16 protein-coding genes are annotated in these 15,450 nt (G+C 65.1%); 10 read left to right on the forward strand and 6 right to left on the reverse strand.

Features of this window, described 5'->3' with window-relative positions:
• The first annotated feature begins 1 nt into the window (after nucleotide 1).
• From KXD96_RS25275 to KXD96_RS25300, 6 genes are read left to right on the forward strand one after another with little or no spacing between them, the layout of a single operon-like run.
• Nucleotides 2-355: a DUF4286 family protein gene (locus tag KXD96_RS25275; protein ID WP_260741345.1), complete on the forward strand. Its 354-nt coding sequence runs from the start codon at nucleotides 2-4 to the stop codon at nucleotides 353-355.
• On the forward strand, nucleotides 352-1,383 hold the full coding sequence (locus tag KXD96_RS25280; protein ID WP_260741348.1) for a phosphotransferase family protein: 1,032 nt from the start codon (nucleotides 352-354) through the stop codon (nucleotides 1,381-1,383). Before KXD96_RS25275 ends, KXD96_RS25280 begins: the two co-directional genes overlap by 4 nt.
• Before the next feature lie 37 nt (nucleotides 1,384-1,420).
• Nucleotides 1,421-2,722 carry an acyl-CoA dehydrogenase family protein gene (locus KXD96_RS25285; protein WP_260741351.1) on the forward strand — a complete coding sequence of 434 codons (1,302 nt, stop codon included), beginning with the start codon at nucleotides 1,421-1,423 and terminating at the stop codon, nucleotides 2,720-2,722.
• Nucleotides 2,722-3,561 (forward strand): mycofactocin-coupled SDR family oxidoreductase, encoded by an 840-nt coding sequence (locus KXD96_RS25290; protein ID WP_260741354.1) that lies wholly within the window; start codon nucleotides 2,722-2,724, stop codon nucleotides 3,559-3,561. The genes KXD96_RS25285 and KXD96_RS25290 overlap by 1 nt, the downstream gene beginning before the upstream one ends.
• Nucleotides 3,562-3,599: 38 nt before the next feature.
• On the forward strand, nucleotides 3,600-4,382 hold the full coding sequence (locus KXD96_RS25295; protein ID WP_260745547.1) for an enoyl-CoA hydratase: 783 nt from the start codon (nucleotides 3,600-3,602) through the stop codon (nucleotides 4,380-4,382).
• Nucleotides 4,383-4,406: 24 nt separating this feature from the next.
• Nucleotides 4,407-5,690, forward strand: coding sequence for an amidohydrolase family protein (locus KXD96_RS25300; protein ID WP_260741357.1), 1,284 nt, complete (start codon nucleotides 4,407-4,409; stop codon nucleotides 5,688-5,690).
• 122 nt (nucleotides 5,691-5,812) lie between these two features.
• On the opposite strand, the gene KXD96_RS25305 is transcribed toward KXD96_RS25300, so the two are convergent.
• On the reverse strand, nucleotides 5,813-6,706 hold the full coding sequence (locus KXD96_RS25305; RefSeq protein ID WP_260741360.1) for a mycofactocin-coupled SDR family oxidoreductase: 894 nt from the start codon (nucleotides 6,704-6,706) through the stop codon (nucleotides 5,813-5,815).
• Nucleotides 6,707-6,751: 45 nt separating this feature from the next.
• Nucleotides 6,752-7,522 carry an SDR family NAD(P)-dependent oxidoreductase gene (locus KXD96_RS25310; protein WP_260741363.1) on the reverse strand — a complete coding sequence of 257 codons (771 nt, stop codon included), beginning with the start codon at nucleotides 7,520-7,522 and terminating at the stop codon, nucleotides 6,752-6,754.
• Nucleotides 7,523-7,766: 244 nt separating this feature from the next.
• Here KXD96_RS25310 and KXD96_RS25315 point away from each other — a divergent pair, with 244 nt between their 5' ends.
• Genes KXD96_RS25315 through KXD96_RS25325 form a run of 3 tightly spaced genes read left to right on the forward strand, consistent with a single transcriptional unit; the run spans nucleotide 7,767 to nucleotide 10,643 of the window.
• The gene (locus KXD96_RS25315; RefSeq protein ID WP_260741365.1) at nucleotides 7,767-8,966 is read left to right on the forward strand and encodes an acyl-CoA dehydrogenase family protein; all 1,200 of its coding nucleotides are present in this window, start codon (nucleotides 7,767-7,769) and stop codon (nucleotides 8,964-8,966) included.
• 40 nt (nucleotides 8,967-9,006) lie between these two features.
• Nucleotides 9,007-9,612 carry a TetR/AcrR family transcriptional regulator gene (locus KXD96_RS25320; protein ID WP_260741368.1) on the forward strand — a complete coding sequence of 202 codons (606 nt, stop codon included), beginning with the start codon at nucleotides 9,007-9,009 and terminating at the stop codon, nucleotides 9,610-9,612.
• Complete coding sequence (locus tag KXD96_RS25325) at nucleotides 9,609-10,643, forward strand: LLM class flavin-dependent oxidoreductase (protein WP_260741370.1); 1,035 nt, start codon at nucleotides 9,609-9,611, stop codon at nucleotides 10,641-10,643. The genes KXD96_RS25320 and KXD96_RS25325 overlap by 4 nt, the downstream gene beginning before the upstream one ends.
• Nucleotides 10,644-10,661: 18 nt before the next feature.
• Here KXD96_RS25325 and KXD96_RS25330 read toward each other — a convergent pair whose 3' ends face one another.
• Nucleotides 10,662-11,858: a cytochrome P450 gene (locus KXD96_RS25330; RefSeq protein ID WP_260741373.1), complete on the reverse strand. Its 1,197-nt coding sequence runs from the start codon at nucleotides 11,856-11,858 to the stop codon at nucleotides 10,662-10,664.
• 105 nt (nucleotides 11,859-11,963) lie between these two features.
• The gene (locus KXD96_RS25335; protein WP_260741375.1) at nucleotides 11,964-12,845 is read right to left on the reverse strand and encodes an SDR family NAD(P)-dependent oxidoreductase; all 882 of its coding nucleotides are present in this window, start codon (nucleotides 12,843-12,845) and stop codon (nucleotides 11,964-11,966) included.
• A gap of 200 nt (nucleotides 12,846-13,045) precedes the next feature.
• Between KXD96_RS25335 and KXD96_RS25340 the strand changes: the two genes are divergently transcribed.
• Complete coding sequence (locus KXD96_RS25340; protein ID WP_260741377.1) at nucleotides 13,046-14,104, forward strand: LLM class flavin-dependent oxidoreductase; 1,059 nt, start codon at nucleotides 13,046-13,048, stop codon at nucleotides 14,102-14,104.
• On the opposite strand, the gene KXD96_RS25345 is transcribed toward KXD96_RS25340, so the two are convergent.
• A complete protein-coding gene (locus tag KXD96_RS25345; protein ID WP_260741380.1) occupies nucleotides 14,094-14,690 on the reverse strand; it encodes a carboxymuconolactone decarboxylase family protein in 597 nt (198 codons plus the stop codon). The genes KXD96_RS25340 and KXD96_RS25345 overlap by 11 nt on opposite strands.
• Nucleotides 14,687-15,442 carry an SDR family NAD(P)-dependent oxidoreductase gene (locus KXD96_RS25350; protein WP_260741383.1) on the reverse strand — a complete coding sequence of 252 codons (756 nt, stop codon included), beginning with the start codon at nucleotides 15,440-15,442 and terminating at the stop codon, nucleotides 14,687-14,689. The genes KXD96_RS25345 and KXD96_RS25350 overlap by 4 nt, the downstream gene beginning before the upstream one ends.
• Nucleotides 15,443-15,450: the final 8 nt, after the last annotated feature.

The raw sequence follows: 15,450 nt of genomic DNA on the forward strand, positions 1-15,450 counted from the left end.
CATGGCCGAAAAATTCATTCAGATCGTCTACTCCAACCCGATCGATGGCAAAGACGACGAGTTCAACCAGTGGTACGACAACGTCCACATCCCCCAACTTCTCGCGGTCCCCGGCATGCTGTCCGCGCAGCGCTACACCCTGAGAGACTCGGAGATGTACCGCGTCCCAGGTGGATTCGTTCCCGAGCACCGCTACGCCATCATCTACGAAATGGAGGGTGACGTCGACGCGATCATGCAGAAGATCCAGGAGGGCGTCGCCGCCGGCCAGATCCAGATGCACGACAGCCTCGACATGAACAGCTGGCGGCTGGCGTTCTGGACGCCGCGCGGCCCGAAGGCCGAGGCGCAGTGACCGCCGCCCTCGAGGCCCAGCAGCTAGGTAGATGGCTCGACCAGCAGGATGCCCCCGGGCAGGGCGAGCTGCTCGAGATAGACGCGATTTCCGGTGGGTCGCAGAACACGTTGCTGCGCATCACGCGCGGCGATCACCGCATGGTCCTGCGGATGCCCGGGGAGCGCGCCGACGACAAGCGAAAGGGCGAACTGCTGCGTGAGATCCGCTTGGTCCGCGCGCTCAAGGGGACCGACGTGCCGCACGCCGAACTGATCGCGGCCGACGAGTCCGGCGACCTGCTGGGCAAGCCGTTCTACATCATGGCCGAGATCGACGGGTGGAGCCCGATGGATGACAACGGGTGGCAACCACCGTTCGACACGGATCTGGACGCGCGGCGCGGCCTGGCGTTCCAATTGATCGAGGGCGCGGCGAAACTGGGCCGGGTCGACTGGCGCGCCCAGGGGCTCGAGGGGTTCGGGCGCCCCGACGGCTTCCATCAGCGTCAGCCCGATCGCTGGCTGTCTTTCCTGCAGTCATTCCAGGTCCGGGAGCTGCCCGGCGTGGACGTCGCCGCCGACTGGCTGCGTGCCAACGCGCCCAGCCACTTCACACCGGGCATCATGCACGGCGACTATCAGTATGCGAACGTCATGTACGCCCACGGCGCGCCCGCACGATTGGCCGCGCTGGTCGACTGGGAGATGACCACCATAGGCGACCCCCTGCTGGACCTGGCGTGGGCACTGCTGGGCTACGACGGCGAGGAGCCACAGACCGACTTCTATCTCGACGTGACCGGGATGCCCAAGCGCAGCGAGCTTCTCGCGCACTACGAAAAGATCAGCGGCCTGCCGACGGACAACATCGACTACTACCTGGTGCTGGCCAATTTCAAGATCGGCATCGTCCTGGAGAGGACGTACGCCACCGCGGTGAAGAGCGGCAAGGGAGACCCCCGCGTCGTCGCGGCCTTCGGCCCGATGGTCTTGCAGTCGATTGCCAGGGCCGCCGAACTCGCACGCTCGCTGTCCAAGGCGCGCTGAGCGATCCAGGGCTTGTCCACACGACAGAGGAGGTCACATGGCCTGGGACTTCGAGACCGACGCCGAGTATCAGGCGTTGCTGGACTGGGCGGACGCCTTCGTCCGCGATGAAGTCGAGCCGCTGGATCTGGTGTGGCCCGGCCAGGAGTTCGTCCCGCTCAACGACATTCGGCGCAAGGCGATCGATCCGCTCAAGGATCAGGTACGCAGCAAGGGGCTGTGGGCCACCCACCTCGGCCCCGAGCTCGGCGGCCAGGGACACGGACAGCTCAAGCTCGCACTGCTGAACGAGATTTTGGGCAGGTCGATGTGGGCACCCATCGTGTTCGGCTGCCAGGCCCCCGACACCGGTAACGCTGAGATCATCGCGCACTACGGCACGCCCGAACAAAAAGAACGCTATCTGCAACCGCTGCTCGACGGTGAGCTGTTCTCCAGCTATTCAATGACCGAGCCGCAGGCCGGTGCCGACCCCACGCGATTCGAGACCCGAGCGGTACGCGACGGTGACGACTGGATCATCAACGGGTGGAAGTTCTTCTCCTCCAACGCCAAGACCGCCTCGTTCCTGATCGTGATGGTCGTGACGAACACCGAAGTGAGCCCTTACCAGGGCATGTCGATGTTCCTGGTGCCCACCGACACCCCGGGCGTGAACATCGTGCGCAATGTCGGTCTGTACGGCGAGCCCGACAATGAAGGGTTCCATGCGCTGATTCACTATGACAACGTGCGGGTGCCGGCCGATGCCCTACTCGGCGGCGAGGGTCAGGCATTCGTCATCGCCCAGACGCGGCTGGGGGGTGGGCGCATCCACCACGCCATGCGTACCATCGGCTTCGCCAAGCAGGCGCTGGACATGATGTGCGAACGCGCGTTGAGTCGCGAAACAGCGGGAAGCCGGTTGTCGGACAAGCAGTTCGTGCAGGGCTTCATCGCCGATTCGTATGCCCAGCTGCAGCAGTTCCGGCTCTTCGTGCTCTACACCGCCTGGGAGATCGACAAGTACAACGACTACAAGAAGGTGCGCAAGGACATCGCCGCGGTCAAGGCGACGATGCCGACGGTGCTGCACGACATTGCCTGGCGCGCCATGCAAGTGCATGGCGCGCTCGGCGTCAGCAACGAGATGCCGTTGTTCAAGATGATCCACGGCGCCGCCGCGATGGGACTGGTTGACGGCCCAACCGAGGTGCACAAGACCACGGTGGCCCGCCAGGTGCTGCGGGACTACTCGCCCAGTGACGACCTGTGGCCCAGCCAATGGATCCCCAAGAAACGGGAAGCCGCCCGCGCCAAATACGCCGAGTACCTCGAGCTCGAAGTGGGCAACCTCTGATGCCGGGCCGCGTCGATGGCAAGGTCGCCCTCATCACCGGTGCGGCGCGAGGCCAGGGCCGCAGTCATGCGGTGCGATTGGCGCAGGAAGGTGCCGACATCATCGCCGTCGATATCTGCAAACCGATCTTCGGGTCGTCCGCCGCGCCGGCCACACCCGAAGATCTGGCCGAGACCGCCGATCTGGTCAAGGGACTTGGCCGCCGGATCATCACCGCCGAGGTCGACGTACGGGACTACCCCGGCCTGAAGCCGGCGGTGGACCGCGGTGTCGGGCAGCTGGGCAGGCTGGACATCGTGGTGGCCAACGCAGGCGTCGCCGACGGCAGCGGCGGCTCGCTCGACGGAGCCACCGAGGAGCTGTGGCAGGCCACCGTTGACGTCAACCTGGGCGGGACCTGGAAGACGGTGAAAGCCTGCGTCCCGCACCTGGTGGCGGGCGGCCGCGGTGGGTCGGTCATCCTGACCAGCTCGGTGGCCGGGCTCAAGGCCTACCCCAACATGGGTCACTACGGCGCGACCAAGCACGGGATAGTGGGCCTGATGCGCGCCTTCGCCGTCGAGCTCGGCCAGCACATGATCCGCGTCAACTCGATCCACCCGTCCCACACGAACACTCCGATGCTGATGAACGACATCACCTATCGCCAATTCCGACCCGATCTCGACCATCCCGCACAGGATGACATCGCCGGCATCTGCCAGATGTTCCACACGCTGCCGATCCCCTGGATGGAGCCGGAAGACATCAGCAACGCGGTGCTGTTCCTCGCATCCGATGAGTCCCGTTACATCACCGGTGTGACGTTGCCAGTCGACGGCGGCAGCATGCTCAAGTGAGTGGCTTCGCAGTCCCGAATTCGAAAGAAGCCCAACGCATGTACATCGAGTACGAGGTGGCCGAGGCCATCGCGACGATCACGCTGAACCGGCCCGACGCAGCCAATGCGCAGAACACTGCGCTGCTCGATGAACTGGACGCCGCCTGGACGCGGGCCGCGGACGATCCCGAGGTCACGGTGATCTTATTGCGCGCCAATGGAAAACACTTCTCCGCCGGGCATGACCTCAATGTCGACGATCCCGTCCCGGACAAGATCACGCTGGAGTTGATGTATCAGCATGAAAGTCGCCGGTACTTGGAATACAGCCTGCGGTGGCGGAACGTGCCCAAGCCGTCGATCGCCGCTGTCCAGGGCCGCTGCATCGCCGGTGGGCTGCTGCTGTGCTGGCCCTGTGATCTGATTGTGGCGGCCGACAACGCGCTGTTCTCCGATCCGGTGGTGCTGATGGGCATCGGTGGCGTCGAATACCACGGGCACACATGGGAACTCGGTGCCCGCAAGGCCAAAGAGATCCTGTTCACGGGGCGCCCCCTGACCGCGCAGGAAGCGGAGCGCACCGGCATGGTAAACCGCGTGGTGCCGCGCGATGAACTGGACACCGAAACCAGGGCGCTGGCCGAGCAGATCGCCAAGATGCCGCCGTTCGCGCTGCGCCAGGCCAAGCGGGCGGTCAACCAGACCCTGGACGTTCAGGGATTCTACGCAGCGATCCAGTCGGTGTTCGACATCCACCAGACCGGCCACGGAAACGCGCTGAGCGTCAGCGGTTATCCCGTCTTGGTGAGCCTGGACGACATGAAGGCCACAATCAAGTAGGAGCCAGCAACGAGAGGAACTGCCATGGACCAAGACGAGATGATCCTGATCAGCGTCGACGACCACATCGTCGAGCCGCCGGACATGTTCAAAAACCATCTGGCCAAGAAGTACGTCGAAGAGGCGCCGCGGCTGGTGCACAACCCGGATGGGTCGGACACCTGGCAGTTCCGCGACATCGTGATCCCCAATGTGGCCTTGAACGCGGTGGCCGGACGGCCGAAGGAAGAGTACGGGCTGGAGCCTCAGGGCCTCGACGAGATCCGGCCGGGGTGCTACAACGTCGACGATCGGGTCAAAGACATGAACGCCGGCGGCATCCTGGGATCGATCTGCTTCCCGTCGTTCCCCGGCTTCGCCGGGCGCCTGTTCGCCACCGAAGATCACGAGTTCTCACTGGCTTTGGTGCAGGCCTACAACGATTGGCACATCGACGAGTGGTGCGGGGCATATCCGGCGCGGTTCATTCCGATGGCGCTGCCGGTGATCTGGGACGCTGAGGCCTGCGCGGCGGAGGTTCGGCGCGTTTCGAAGAAGGGCGTGCACGCACTGACCTTCACCGAGAACCCGGCCGTGATGGGATTCCCGAGCTTCCACGACGACTACTGGACACCGTTGTGGAAGGCGTTGGTAGACACCGATACGGTGATGAACGTGCACATCGGCTCCTCGGGGAAGCTGGCGATCACGTCACCCGACGCTCCGCCGGACGTCATGATCACGCTGCAGCCGATGAATATCGTGCAGGCCGCAGCGGATCTGCTGTGGTCGGCCCCGATCAAGAAGTATCCGGACCTCAAGGTCGCACTGAGTGAGGGTGGCACCGGATGGATTCCGTATTTTCTCGAGCGCGCGGATCGCACCTACGAGATGCATTCGACCTGGACGAAGCAAGACTTCGGCGGTAAGTGGCCCAGCGAGGTATTCCGCGAGCACTTCTTGACCTGTTTCATCTCCGACCACGTCGGAGTGCGGTTGCGCAACGAGATCGGCATCAACAACATCTGCTGGGAGGCCGACTACCCGCATTCCGATTCGATGTGGCCGGGGGCCCCCGAGCAGCTACACGACTTCCTGACCGAGCACGCCGTGCCCAAAGACGAAATCGATAAGATGACCTACCAGAACGCGATGGAGTGGTACTCGTGGGATCCGTTCACGCACATCACCCGTGAGCAGGCCACAGTTGGGGCGCTCCGCAAGGCCGCCGAGGGCCACGACGTGTCGATCCGCGCGTTGTCCCATCACAAGAAGGAAGCCATCGCAAGCTTCACCGCCTTCGCCAAACAGGTAGAGGGCAGCGATTAGTGCCGAGTCGCTAAGTGACAGTTGGCGACTCGCATCTCACCGTCAGGGGCTACCCCGGCGTCGCCGTCACGATGGCGTGCCGGGGCTTGCCTCAATGACTCCGGTTCAGGTCATGGCCCGGTTCACTGACCGGGACCGTTGGGCCACTTGACCATGCACCCGGCGTCGATCGGGATGCTGGTACCGGTCATGTATTTTGAGGCGTCCGAGGCCAGGAAGAGGACCAGCTCGGCGACGTCTTCGGGTTCCAACCACGGCGTCGGCAGGGCGTGGTAGAACTCCGACGCGGGCCGAAAGTCCTCTTTGGTAACCGGACCTTCGATGTCGGGCCGGAAGATCTGATAGATCCCGTCGCAATTCATCAGATGGGTGTTGCAGTTGGTCGGGTGCACGACGTTGACCCGAATTCCCGTGGGCGCCAGGTGCAGAGCCATCTGCTGCGTGTACCCCACCAGCGCCTCTTTCGACCAGTGGTAACCGTCACCGCCTGGACCCATGATCGTCCGGGGGTCGACGTTGGCCGACATCGTGTTGGGGATCAACGCCGCCGTGGACCCGGTGATGATGATGGACGCCCCGTTGCCGGCTCCGATCAGGTGCGGGACGGCCACCGCCACCGTGTTCATCACGCCGATGAGGTCGACGTCGACGGCGTCCTGAAAATCCATCGGCTCCGGGTCACCCATGGCAAGCGGCATGATGCCGGCGTTGGCCATGACCGTGGTCAGTTGTCCCAGTTCGGCCACCCCCTCGTTCAAAGCGTCGGCGAGCTGCTCGCGGTTGCGGACGTCGGCCTTGACCGCCACGCAACGCCGGCCCTCCTTCTCGACGAGCTTCTTGGTCTCCATGAGGTCGTCCCAGCTGGCCAGCGGGTACGGGTTGGACTTGATGTCCTCGCAGATGTCTATGCCGATGATGTCCGCGCCCTCGCGCGCCTGCAGCACCGCGTGCGCCCGGCCCTGGCCACGCCCCGCGCCGGTGATGAACGAGACCTTGCCCGCCATCCTTCCTGCCATCACTCCTCCTTGAGTTCCCTACTGGTGGTTGATGTTTCGTGTACTTCAGAGCGTGCGGAAGAGCCCGCCGTCGACCAGAATCTGCGCTCCGTTGATGTAGCTGGCCGCCTCGCTGGCCAGAAACACGCACAGCCCGGCCATGTCCTCGGGTACGCCGATGCGCTTCATCGGGTTCGCCGCTGCCGCGATGGCCTGGTTCTCCGGCCCCCAGGCCTTGGAGATGTCGGTGTCGAAGGCGCCGGGCATCACCAAGTTGGCCCGGACCTTGGGTGCCCACGCCCCGGCCAGCGCCAGCGTGAGCGCGTTCAGCCCCGCCTTGGCCATTGCGTACGGCAGGTCGGTGGCGTCGGGGCGCAGCGTGCCCGCCGTGGTGACGTTGATGATGGAGCCGCCGTCGCCCTCGGCCATCCGTGTCCCGAACAATGCGCTGAGCCGAAATGGGCCCCGCGCGTTGACGGCGTGGACCTTGTCGTAGAGCTCTTGAGTGACCGAGGGCAGGTCGTCGTAGACCGGTGACATGCCCGCGTTGTTCACCAGCACGTCGCAGCGCCCGAACGCGCCGTAAACGGCGTCGAGCAACAAATCGGCATCCTCCCACCGGCCGACGTGGCAGCCGACGGGTAATGCGCGACGCCCGGTCGCCGCCTCGATTTCGGCGGCGGCCACCTTGCAGTTGTCCAGCTTGCGGCTCGCGACGACGACATCGGCTCCCGCCACCGCGAACCCCTCAGCAACGGCGCGGCCGATGCCCCGACTCCCCCCGGTGACCACGGCCACCTTGCCGGACAAGTCCAGCAGCTCAGCCGGAGCCTTCATCGCTCGCCCGGGGCAACCGTCGTTGTGGTGGCGTCCATTGCGATCACACGTTCTCCACTTCGAAGCTCGGCCACTGGCATACCGCACGATCCCCGCGCGTCCGGCTCACCATAGCATTAGACCTAGTCAACTGTTTTAGAAACTGGGGCCGGAAAGCGGGGCCCTCTTGCCAGATCCCTTGCCTCCCGAGTGCCAACGTCGGTATGTTCGATCTTAGGCAGCCGACTAAATCCGGGAGAAGATGGTGACGCTCGTCGATCAAGTCTCGAGTGCCAACGCGCCCGGGGCTTCTCTTGCCAATGCCGCCCGTGGCTTCGTGCCCAGGATCCGCGCACTGGCAAGGCAGATGGAGTTGGCCCGTCGGCTGGATGACGAACTCGTCGAAGACATGGACACCGCGGGCTTGTTCTCCGTGATCGTGCCGAAGCGATGGGGCGGAGCCGGCCTCGGTCCGCACGAACTCAACCAGGTGGCCGAGATCATCGCCGCGGGGGATGTCTCGACCGCATGGGTCACCGTGTTCTACAACCTGCACAGCTGGTTCTTGTGCCGCTATCCACTAGAGGTTCAACAGGAGTTGTTCGCCAACGGGCCGTCGGTACGCACTGCGGCCATCCTGTCGCAGCCCGGCACCGGGGAGCGGTCGGGCGGACAGCTGCGCGTCAACGGCAGCTGGGGCTACGCGACGGGGATGTTGCATGCCTCGTACGCGCTGGTGCCCGTGATCATCGACGGAGACAAAGAGCTGCGATGGGTGATCCTGCCGCGGGAACAACTCGACATCGCTGACGACTGGGACGTCGCATCGATGGCTGCCACCGGCAGCGTCACCATCACCGCAATCAACGCCACCGTCCCGGACAGCTGGGCTATCCCGTTCGGTGCCGCGATGTCGGCCAATGATCACCCGGGCACGTTTCACGAGGACGAGGTGGTGCATCTCCCGTTCTCCGCGTTGCGGTATGGGTTGTCGTCGTTGTGCGTCGGGGCGCTCGACGCCGCGGTGGAGATCGCCCGGGAGCGACTGGGCAGCGCATCGGGGGTGAACAGCCCGCCCCGCATCGAGCGCCCGGCCGCGCGGCTGCGTTGGCTCAACGCCTACCAGACAGCACGCATCATGCGCCTGGTGCGCGACGCGGCCACCGAGGAAGTCCTCCAGATCGCCCGTCGTGGCACGCCGCAGACGCTCGAGGAGGAGGCACGCGCCGGACTGCAGGGAGCGACCATCCTCCACACGGTGCGCGACACGTTACGGGATCTGGTCGACGGCAACGGATCCAGCGGCTACCGGTCGGACAACCAGCTGCGCCGCATGTCATCGGACATCGCGATGCTCTCGACACATGCGGTGCACGGAGAGTACGACGTCATGATGGACCGGCACGCCCGCTGGCTGCTCGGGATGGGCCTCGCGCCAGGCGATCCCGGCGCCCGGATGACGTAGTCTGCGGGTGGTACAGGTGGGCTACCCGGAGGTTGCAGTCATGGCGCCGATCACCCCGGACGGCGCGCCGGAACCCGATGCCCGGACGGCGTTGCTCGACGCCACCGAACGGCTCATGCTCGGCGAGGGATATGCGGCGGTGACGTCGCGCCGGGTGGCCGCCGAGGCGGGTGTGAACCCGGGGCTCGTCTACTACTACTTCGGCCCGATGGACGAGCTCTTCCTGGAAGTGTTCCGTCGCAGCGCGGCTCGCAGCCTGGACCGCCAAGCCGAGGCGCTGGCCTCGGAGCAACCTCTGTGGGCCCTGTGGGACATGATCCGTGACCAGACCAACACCGCCCTCAATCTCGAGTTCCTCGCGCTGGGCAATCACCGCAAGGCGGTCATGGCCGAGATGAAGGAATTCTCCGTGCGGTTCCGCCGGCTGCAATTTGAAGGCTTGTCGACGATTCTGACGAGATACGGGGTCGATACCACCCAATGGCCGGCGGAGGCGGTGATGTTGTTGATGGACGCGGCGGCCCGGTTCATGGGCGAAGAGCGCTCCTACGGCCTCAACCTCGGTCACTCCCAAGCGGTCACCGTCGTCGAGCGGCTGATAGGCCAGCTGGAAGGCAAGCGGCGCAGGCGCCGCAAAGGTCGATGACATTGCGGTTCGGGCTGCTCTGGCCCTTCCGCAATCCCGAGTGGGCCCGCGTCGAGTGGGACGTGTTGTACCGCTCACACCTCGACCTCATCGTCGCGTCCGAACGAATGGGCTTCGACGAGGCGTGGCTGACCGAACATCACTTCATCGACGACGGATACTCCCCGTCGCTGTTACCGATCGGCGCCGCCATCGCGGCACGGACACAACGGATTCGCATCGGAACGTTCCTGATGCTGCTGCCGCTGCACAACCCGGTGCGCGTCGCGGAGGATGTCGCCACACTGGACCTCATCTCCGGCGGACGGTTCGACCTCGGCGTCGGGTTGGGATACCGGAAACGCGAGTTCGACGATCAGGGCATCCCGGCTCGCGAGCGCGCCGGGCGCATGCAGGAAAACCTGACGATCGTGCGCCGGCTGCTGTCGGGCGAGTCCGTCACGATCGACGGGCGCTACACCAGGTTGCACGACATTCGCATCTCCCCGCCCGCCCTGCAGCGGCCGCACCCACCGATCTGGGTCGGCGGCACGGCGCCGATAGCCGTGGAGCGGGCCGCGCGGATGGGCCTGCACTTCCTCGCTGGCGGCCCTGGATCGGTCGACATCTACGACGACGCCCTGCGCGCCAACGGTAAGGATCCGTACGATTTCCACGTCGCCGCGATGCGGCCCACCTTAGTCGCGTCCACCCGCGAACGGGCCTGGGAGATCGCAGCAAAACCGTTGCGCTACATGGCGGCCGGGTACATGCGGTGGACCGCCGAGGCCACAGGTGGGCTCGATCCGCCCGAAAGCACCGTAACGTTGCCATCGGTCGAGGAGATCATCCGCGAACAGTCTTTTGACTTCTTCGGCGAAGGCGTACTGGTCGGAACGCCGGACGACGTCATCGCCCAGATCGAGGAATACCGAGAAAACTCTCGGCTAACCGATCTGGTGTGCGGCATGGCGCTTCCGGGCATGCCGCCGGGGCAGATCCGCTCCGGGATGGAATTGTTTGCGCGAGAGGTTATCCCGCACTTCCGCTGACGGTGGTCGAGTTCGTTGTCAGCCGACGATGGCGGGCAGCGCGTCCCATCCCCGCAATGCGGGCGACGACGCCATGCGGGCGTTGTCGATGTCGATGTGCCACTGGGGGAAGCGTTTCAGCAACTCCTCCAAGGCAATCCGGCCCTCGAGCCGGGCCAGGGCGGCGCCGAGGCAATAGTGCGCGCCGATGCCGAAGCTCAGGTGCTTGACGGGCTCGCGGTGGATGTCGAAGCGGTCGCCCTCGGCGAATCGGCGGTGGTCGCGGTTAGCGGAAGCCATGAGAAACAACATGGCGCTGCCCTCGGGCACGGTTTGGCCGTAGAACTCGGCGTCCGCGGCAACGTACCGGGCGAACTGATGCCCCGGCGGTTCGAAGCGCAACACCTCCTCGATGGCCTGCGGGATCAGGGAGGGGTCGTCGACGAGTTGACGCCGCTGGTCGGGATGATCGGCCAGCACCTTGCCGGTCCAGGCGATCAGGTGACCGGTGGTCTCGGCGCCGGCACTGGCGAGAAGTGTGGTGTAGGTGAGCACTTCCGCTCGCGTCAAGGGCCGGGTGGTCCCGTCTTCGTCGGTGACTTCGGAATTGATCAGGTCGGTCATGAGGTCGTCGGACGGGTGCGCCGCACGCCAGTCGATGTACTCCGCGAACGACTCGCCGGTGGCGAATCCCTCCTCGAAGTCCATCGGCTTCCCCTCCTCAGTGCGCAGGCTCTTGTCCGTCTGCCGGCGATGGGACTCCTGGTCCGCCTCCGGTATACCCAGCAGCATCCCCATCGTCCGCATCGGCACCTGAGCGCCGAGGTCGGCGATGAAGTCGAACCGGCCGGCGCCGACGAGCGGGTCCAGGCTCCGGGCGCAAAAAGCACGTACCTTGGGTTCCAGCTCCGCGATCCGGCGCGGAGTGAACACGCCGGCGAGCACCCGCCGGTGCCTGGTGTGGATGGGCGGGTCTTCGTAGATGAACATCCCGGGCGGCATCGTGATGTCGGCGCGAATGAAATCCAGGATCCCCCCGCGGCCCGAGATGAAGGTTTCATTGTCGAGAAGGACGCGTTCCACGTCGTCGGCCCGGCTGACGGCATAGAAGTCGTGTCTGTCGTTGTAGTAGAGCGGGCACTCCTCGCGCATCCGCCGGTACACCGGGTAGGGGTCGGCGTCGATCGCGGGATCGTACGGGTCGTAGTACACGTCGCTTCGACTCTTCACCGCCACGCTCGATCTCCTCCGGGCCGCTGTGTACGAGCTGTTTAGTCGGACGCCTAACACGCACCATACGGTGGCGGTATTTCGCAGACAAGCCCCGAATTATGCGGCCGGCTAAGCCGATATCCCGGGGTCGGGGATCGGTTGCCAGATCGGGGAGCCGCGTTGCGCGCGCAGCGAGGGAATGACCCTGCCGTCGACGTCGGTGATGCCGTACTCGGCGGCGAGTTCGGCGGTGATGAAGGTGCCCCCGGAGCGCCGCATCAGCTGCGGGTCGGTGGCCAGCGCGGAGATCACCCGACCGGGGAACTCGGGCGAGCACCCGATGGCGGGGTTCGTCACCGTCGCCTTCGACATTTCGGGATTGCGCGCGAGGTTGGCTTGCGCCCTTTCGGTCAGCGTGAGGCCCTGCCAGAGCGAGATTGAAGCGACGTTGTGCGGTTGCAATTCGATCGCCATGTCATGCGCCATCCGATCGACCGCCGCCTTGCACATCCCGAAGACGACACCGTAGGTGTACGTGACGCCGACGTACCCCGAGATGGCGACGATCAACCCGGACCGCTGTGCGGCCATGATCGGCGCGGCATGCCAGGCGGCGACGAAGTTCGAGCGGACGCCGACGTCGACCATCTCCCAATTGCTAAGTGGCTTCTCCCAGAAAGGCTTCGGGTCCGTTAGGTCCTCGGGGATCGCGAACGCATTGTTGACCAGGACGTCGAGCCTCCCCCGCTCGCGCCGGACGCGCTCGAAGAGCTCCGCGACCTGCTCGTCGTCGGAATGGTCCACTCGCACGGCGACCCCCGTCCCGCCGCGCCGATCGACCTCTGCCGCCGTGTCGCCGACTGTGCCGGGCAGCGGGTGGCCGCCTGCCGATAGTGTGCGCCCGGTGACGTAGACGGTCGCGCCCTGCGCCCCCAGCGCAAGGGCGACGCCTTTGCCGATCCCCCGGCTCGCCCCGGTCACGACCGCGACTTTGCCGGTTAGCCCTGCCATTTGGAATTCCGGCCTTCCCGGATGCCCCGGCGGACACCCTATGCGTAAGTGTGCCGCATCTTTCGAACTAGCCGAGTTGGTCAACTATATACTTGCCCCGGGCGCAGACGCCGTCGTAAGGTCATTTTAGTCGGTCGACTAATGACCAGGGCAGTCGCATGCTTCGGCGGGCGGGCCCTGAAGCGGACTTGGAGGCGTACATGCGAGTGGGACTGCATCTGGGTTACCAGAACCTGCACGGATTGCCCGACGTTCAGACCTTCATGCAGGAAACCAATCTCGCCGTCGAAGCCGAGGCCATGGGCTTCGATTACGTCGGTCCCGTCGAACACCACTTCACCGACTACGCGGCGTGTCCGGACCCCTTTCAGGTGCTGGCGTACATCGCGGCCAAGACCAGCACGATCGATCTCATCACCGCCGCCGTCATCCTGCCCTGGAACAATCCGCTGCGCGTGGTGGAACAGGCCCTCGAGCTCGACGTCCTCTCGGAAGGCCGATTGATCCTCGGGATGGGCCGGGGCGCGGCCCGCCGGGAGTTTCGTTCATTCGGGGTGGAACTGGCCGACTCGCGCGAGATGTTCGATGAGGCCGCCCTGATCGTGATGTCCGGCATCGAAACGGGCATCGTCCAGGCCGACACCAAGTGGTACAAGATTCCCCGCACCGAGGTCCGCCCGCGGCCGTTCAAGTCATTCAAGGACCGCACCGTCATGGTGAGCATGTCGCCGTCCTCGGTGGAGGTCGCGGCCAACTACGGTCTCAAGACGCTGCGCTTCTCACAGGGCGACTGGCGCAACGCCATCCCCGAGATCAACCACTACCGCGAAACCTTCGAGAAGCTGCACGGCAAGACCGCACCCCCATTCATAATTTCGGACTTCGTGCTGTGCTTCGATGACAAGCAACGCGTCACGGAATACTGCGACACCTACTTCTCCAAGATGTTCGCCACGGTCGCAAACCACTACGAGTTCATGAGCGACCATTTCAAGGAGCTGCCGTCCTACTCCACCTACGCGAACATGGGTATGGCCGCCGCCGCCGCCGGCGGCCCCGACAAGGCCTACCGGGATTACATCGCGGGCAACATGATCGGCACACCCGAAGCCTTGGTCGAGCACCACAAAATCCGCGAGGAAATGGTGGGCGACTACGAGATGCTGGCGAACTTCAGCTTCGGTGGCCTGCCGTATGAACTCGTCTACGAGCAGCTGAAGCTGTTCGCCGACAAGGTATTGCCGGATATCAAGGGCTAGGCAGGGGCGCGCTACCCGGCGCCGGCCGCAGACCCCACGTTCCAAACGCCATCGCCGTCAGCACGTAGACACCGACGACGAAAACAAGCTCCATCGCGGCGTGCTCGCCCAGCGCGTCGGCTAGTGCCTGCCAGGTCTCCCAGCGCGCGCGGCCCTCGGCGAGCAATTCGTCGGTGGCGTCCAGCACCAGCCTATCGGCACCCTCGAATTCGTCGTTCCCGCGAACGAGGCGGGCGATGTCCTCCTCGGAAATGTCGTTGCGCGGTGCCATTTTCACGTGCTGGCCCCATTCGAAGGCCGACCGATGGCGATGGGCGACCCGCAGGATGGTCAGCTCGCGCAGGCGCGCCGGCAGTTCGCCACGGTGCAACAGGAAGCCGTTGAAAGTCAGGAAGGCACGAGCCATCTTGGGGTGGTGTACCAACAGGCCGATGATGTCGAATCGGAGCGGGTCCAGAGGGTCTCCCGAGCCGGCCCGAGGCGCCTTCTCGCCCGGCACGCCGAGCAACGCGCCGAACGCGGCGTACTCATCCTCACCCCACGCCTCGGCTGGGAGCGGCGGCATTCGCTGGTCGGGTGTGCTCATGTCCTGCGACCTCCGTTGACGGGAATTACTTGGCCGGTGATGTACGACGATTCATCCGAGCACAGGAAGATCACCGCGTTGGCGATATCCTCGGGCCGGCCGGCCCGGCGCACCGGCGTGATCGCGGCGAAATGCTCGAGGCTCTCGGTGAAGCGGCCCTCGGCGATCGCCTTTTCCAGCATCGGGGTGACCACCATGCCGGGCGGCACGGTGTTGACGGTGATGCCCTTCGGGCCCAGTTCGAGCGCGAGGCTCTTGGTGAGCCCGATCAGCCCGGCCTTCGAGCTGACGTAGGCCGCCATGCGCGCCTGCCCGCCCTGAGCGCTCGACGACGAAATGTTCACGATGCGGCCCCATTTCGCGGCCATCATGTCGGGCAGCACCTCCTGTGTGCAGATAAACGGTCCGCGCAGGTTGACCGCCATTATGCGGTCCCACTCCTCGTCGGTGATCTCGGCGAATTTGCCGAACTGCTCGACACCGGCGCTGTTGACGAGGATCAGTACGGGACCGAACTGGGCCCGCACCTGCTCGACGGCGGTCCGGACCTGGGTCCGGTCGGAGACATCAACGACATGACCGCTGACTTTGGCGCCGTCAACTCGCAACCGGGCCACCTCGGCGTGTAACTGATCGCGCTGAACATCGAAAATGGCGACGTTGCTGCCGCGCGCGCCGAGCGCCTCGACGACCGCCAGGCCGAGGCCCGACGCGCCGCCGGTGACGATCGCGGTAGTTCCCTCAAAAGGCATGAATCGGA

It is taken from the genome of Mycobacterium sp. SMC-2 (genome assembly GCF_025263485.1).
Classification (GTDB): Bacteria; Actinomycetota; Actinomycetes; order Mycobacteriales; family Mycobacteriaceae; genus Mycobacterium.

Excerpts from the sequence above, each read along its gene's own strand:
- KXD96_RS25275 (WP_260741345.1), top strand. The coding sequence starts at position 2 with ATGGCCGAAAAATTCATTCAGATCGTCTACTCCAACCCGATCGATGGC.
- KXD96_RS25285 (WP_260741351.1), top strand. The coding sequence starts at position 1,421 with ATGGCCTGGGACTTCGAGACCGACGCCGAGTATCAGGCGTTGCTGGAC.
- KXD96_RS25290 (WP_260741354.1), top strand. The coding sequence starts at position 2,722 with ATGCCGGGCCGCGTCGATGGCAAGGTCGCCCTCATCACCGGTGCGGCG.
- KXD96_RS25295 (WP_260745547.1), top strand. The coding sequence starts at position 3,600 with ATGTACATCGAGTACGAGGTGGCCGAGGCCATCGCGACGATCACGCTG.
- KXD96_RS25300 (WP_260741357.1), top strand. The coding sequence starts at position 4,407 with ATGGACCAAGACGAGATGATCCTGATCAGCGTCGACGACCACATCGTC.
- KXD96_RS25305 (WP_260741360.1), bottom strand. The coding sequence starts at position 6,706 with ATGGCAGGAAGGATGGCGGGCAAGGTCTCGTTCATCACCGGCGCGGGG.
- KXD96_RS25310 (WP_260741363.1), bottom strand. The coding sequence starts at position 7,522 with ATGAAGGCTCCGGCTGAGCTGCTGGACTTGTCCGGCAAGGTGGCCGTG.
- KXD96_RS25320 (WP_260741368.1), top strand. The coding sequence starts at position 9,007 with ATGGCGCCGATCACCCCGGACGGCGCGCCGGAACCCGATGCCCGGACG.
- KXD96_RS25325 (WP_260741370.1), top strand. The coding sequence starts at position 9,609 with ATGACATTGCGGTTCGGGCTGCTCTGGCCCTTCCGCAATCCCGAGTGG.
- KXD96_RS25335 (WP_260741375.1), bottom strand. The coding sequence starts at position 12,845 with ATGGCAGGGCTAACCGGCAAAGTCGCGGTCGTGACCGGGGCGAGCCGG.
- KXD96_RS25340 (WP_260741377.1), top strand. The coding sequence starts at position 13,046 with ATGCGAGTGGGACTGCATCTGGGTTACCAGAACCTGCACGGATTGCCC.
- KXD96_RS25345 (WP_260741380.1), bottom strand. The coding sequence starts at position 14,690 with ATGAGCACACCCGACCAGCGAATGCCGCCGCTCCCAGCCGAGGCGTGG.
- KXD96_RS25350 (WP_260741383.1), bottom strand. The coding sequence starts at position 15,442 with ATGCCTTTTGAGGGAACTACCGCGATCGTCACCGGCGGCGCGTCGGGC.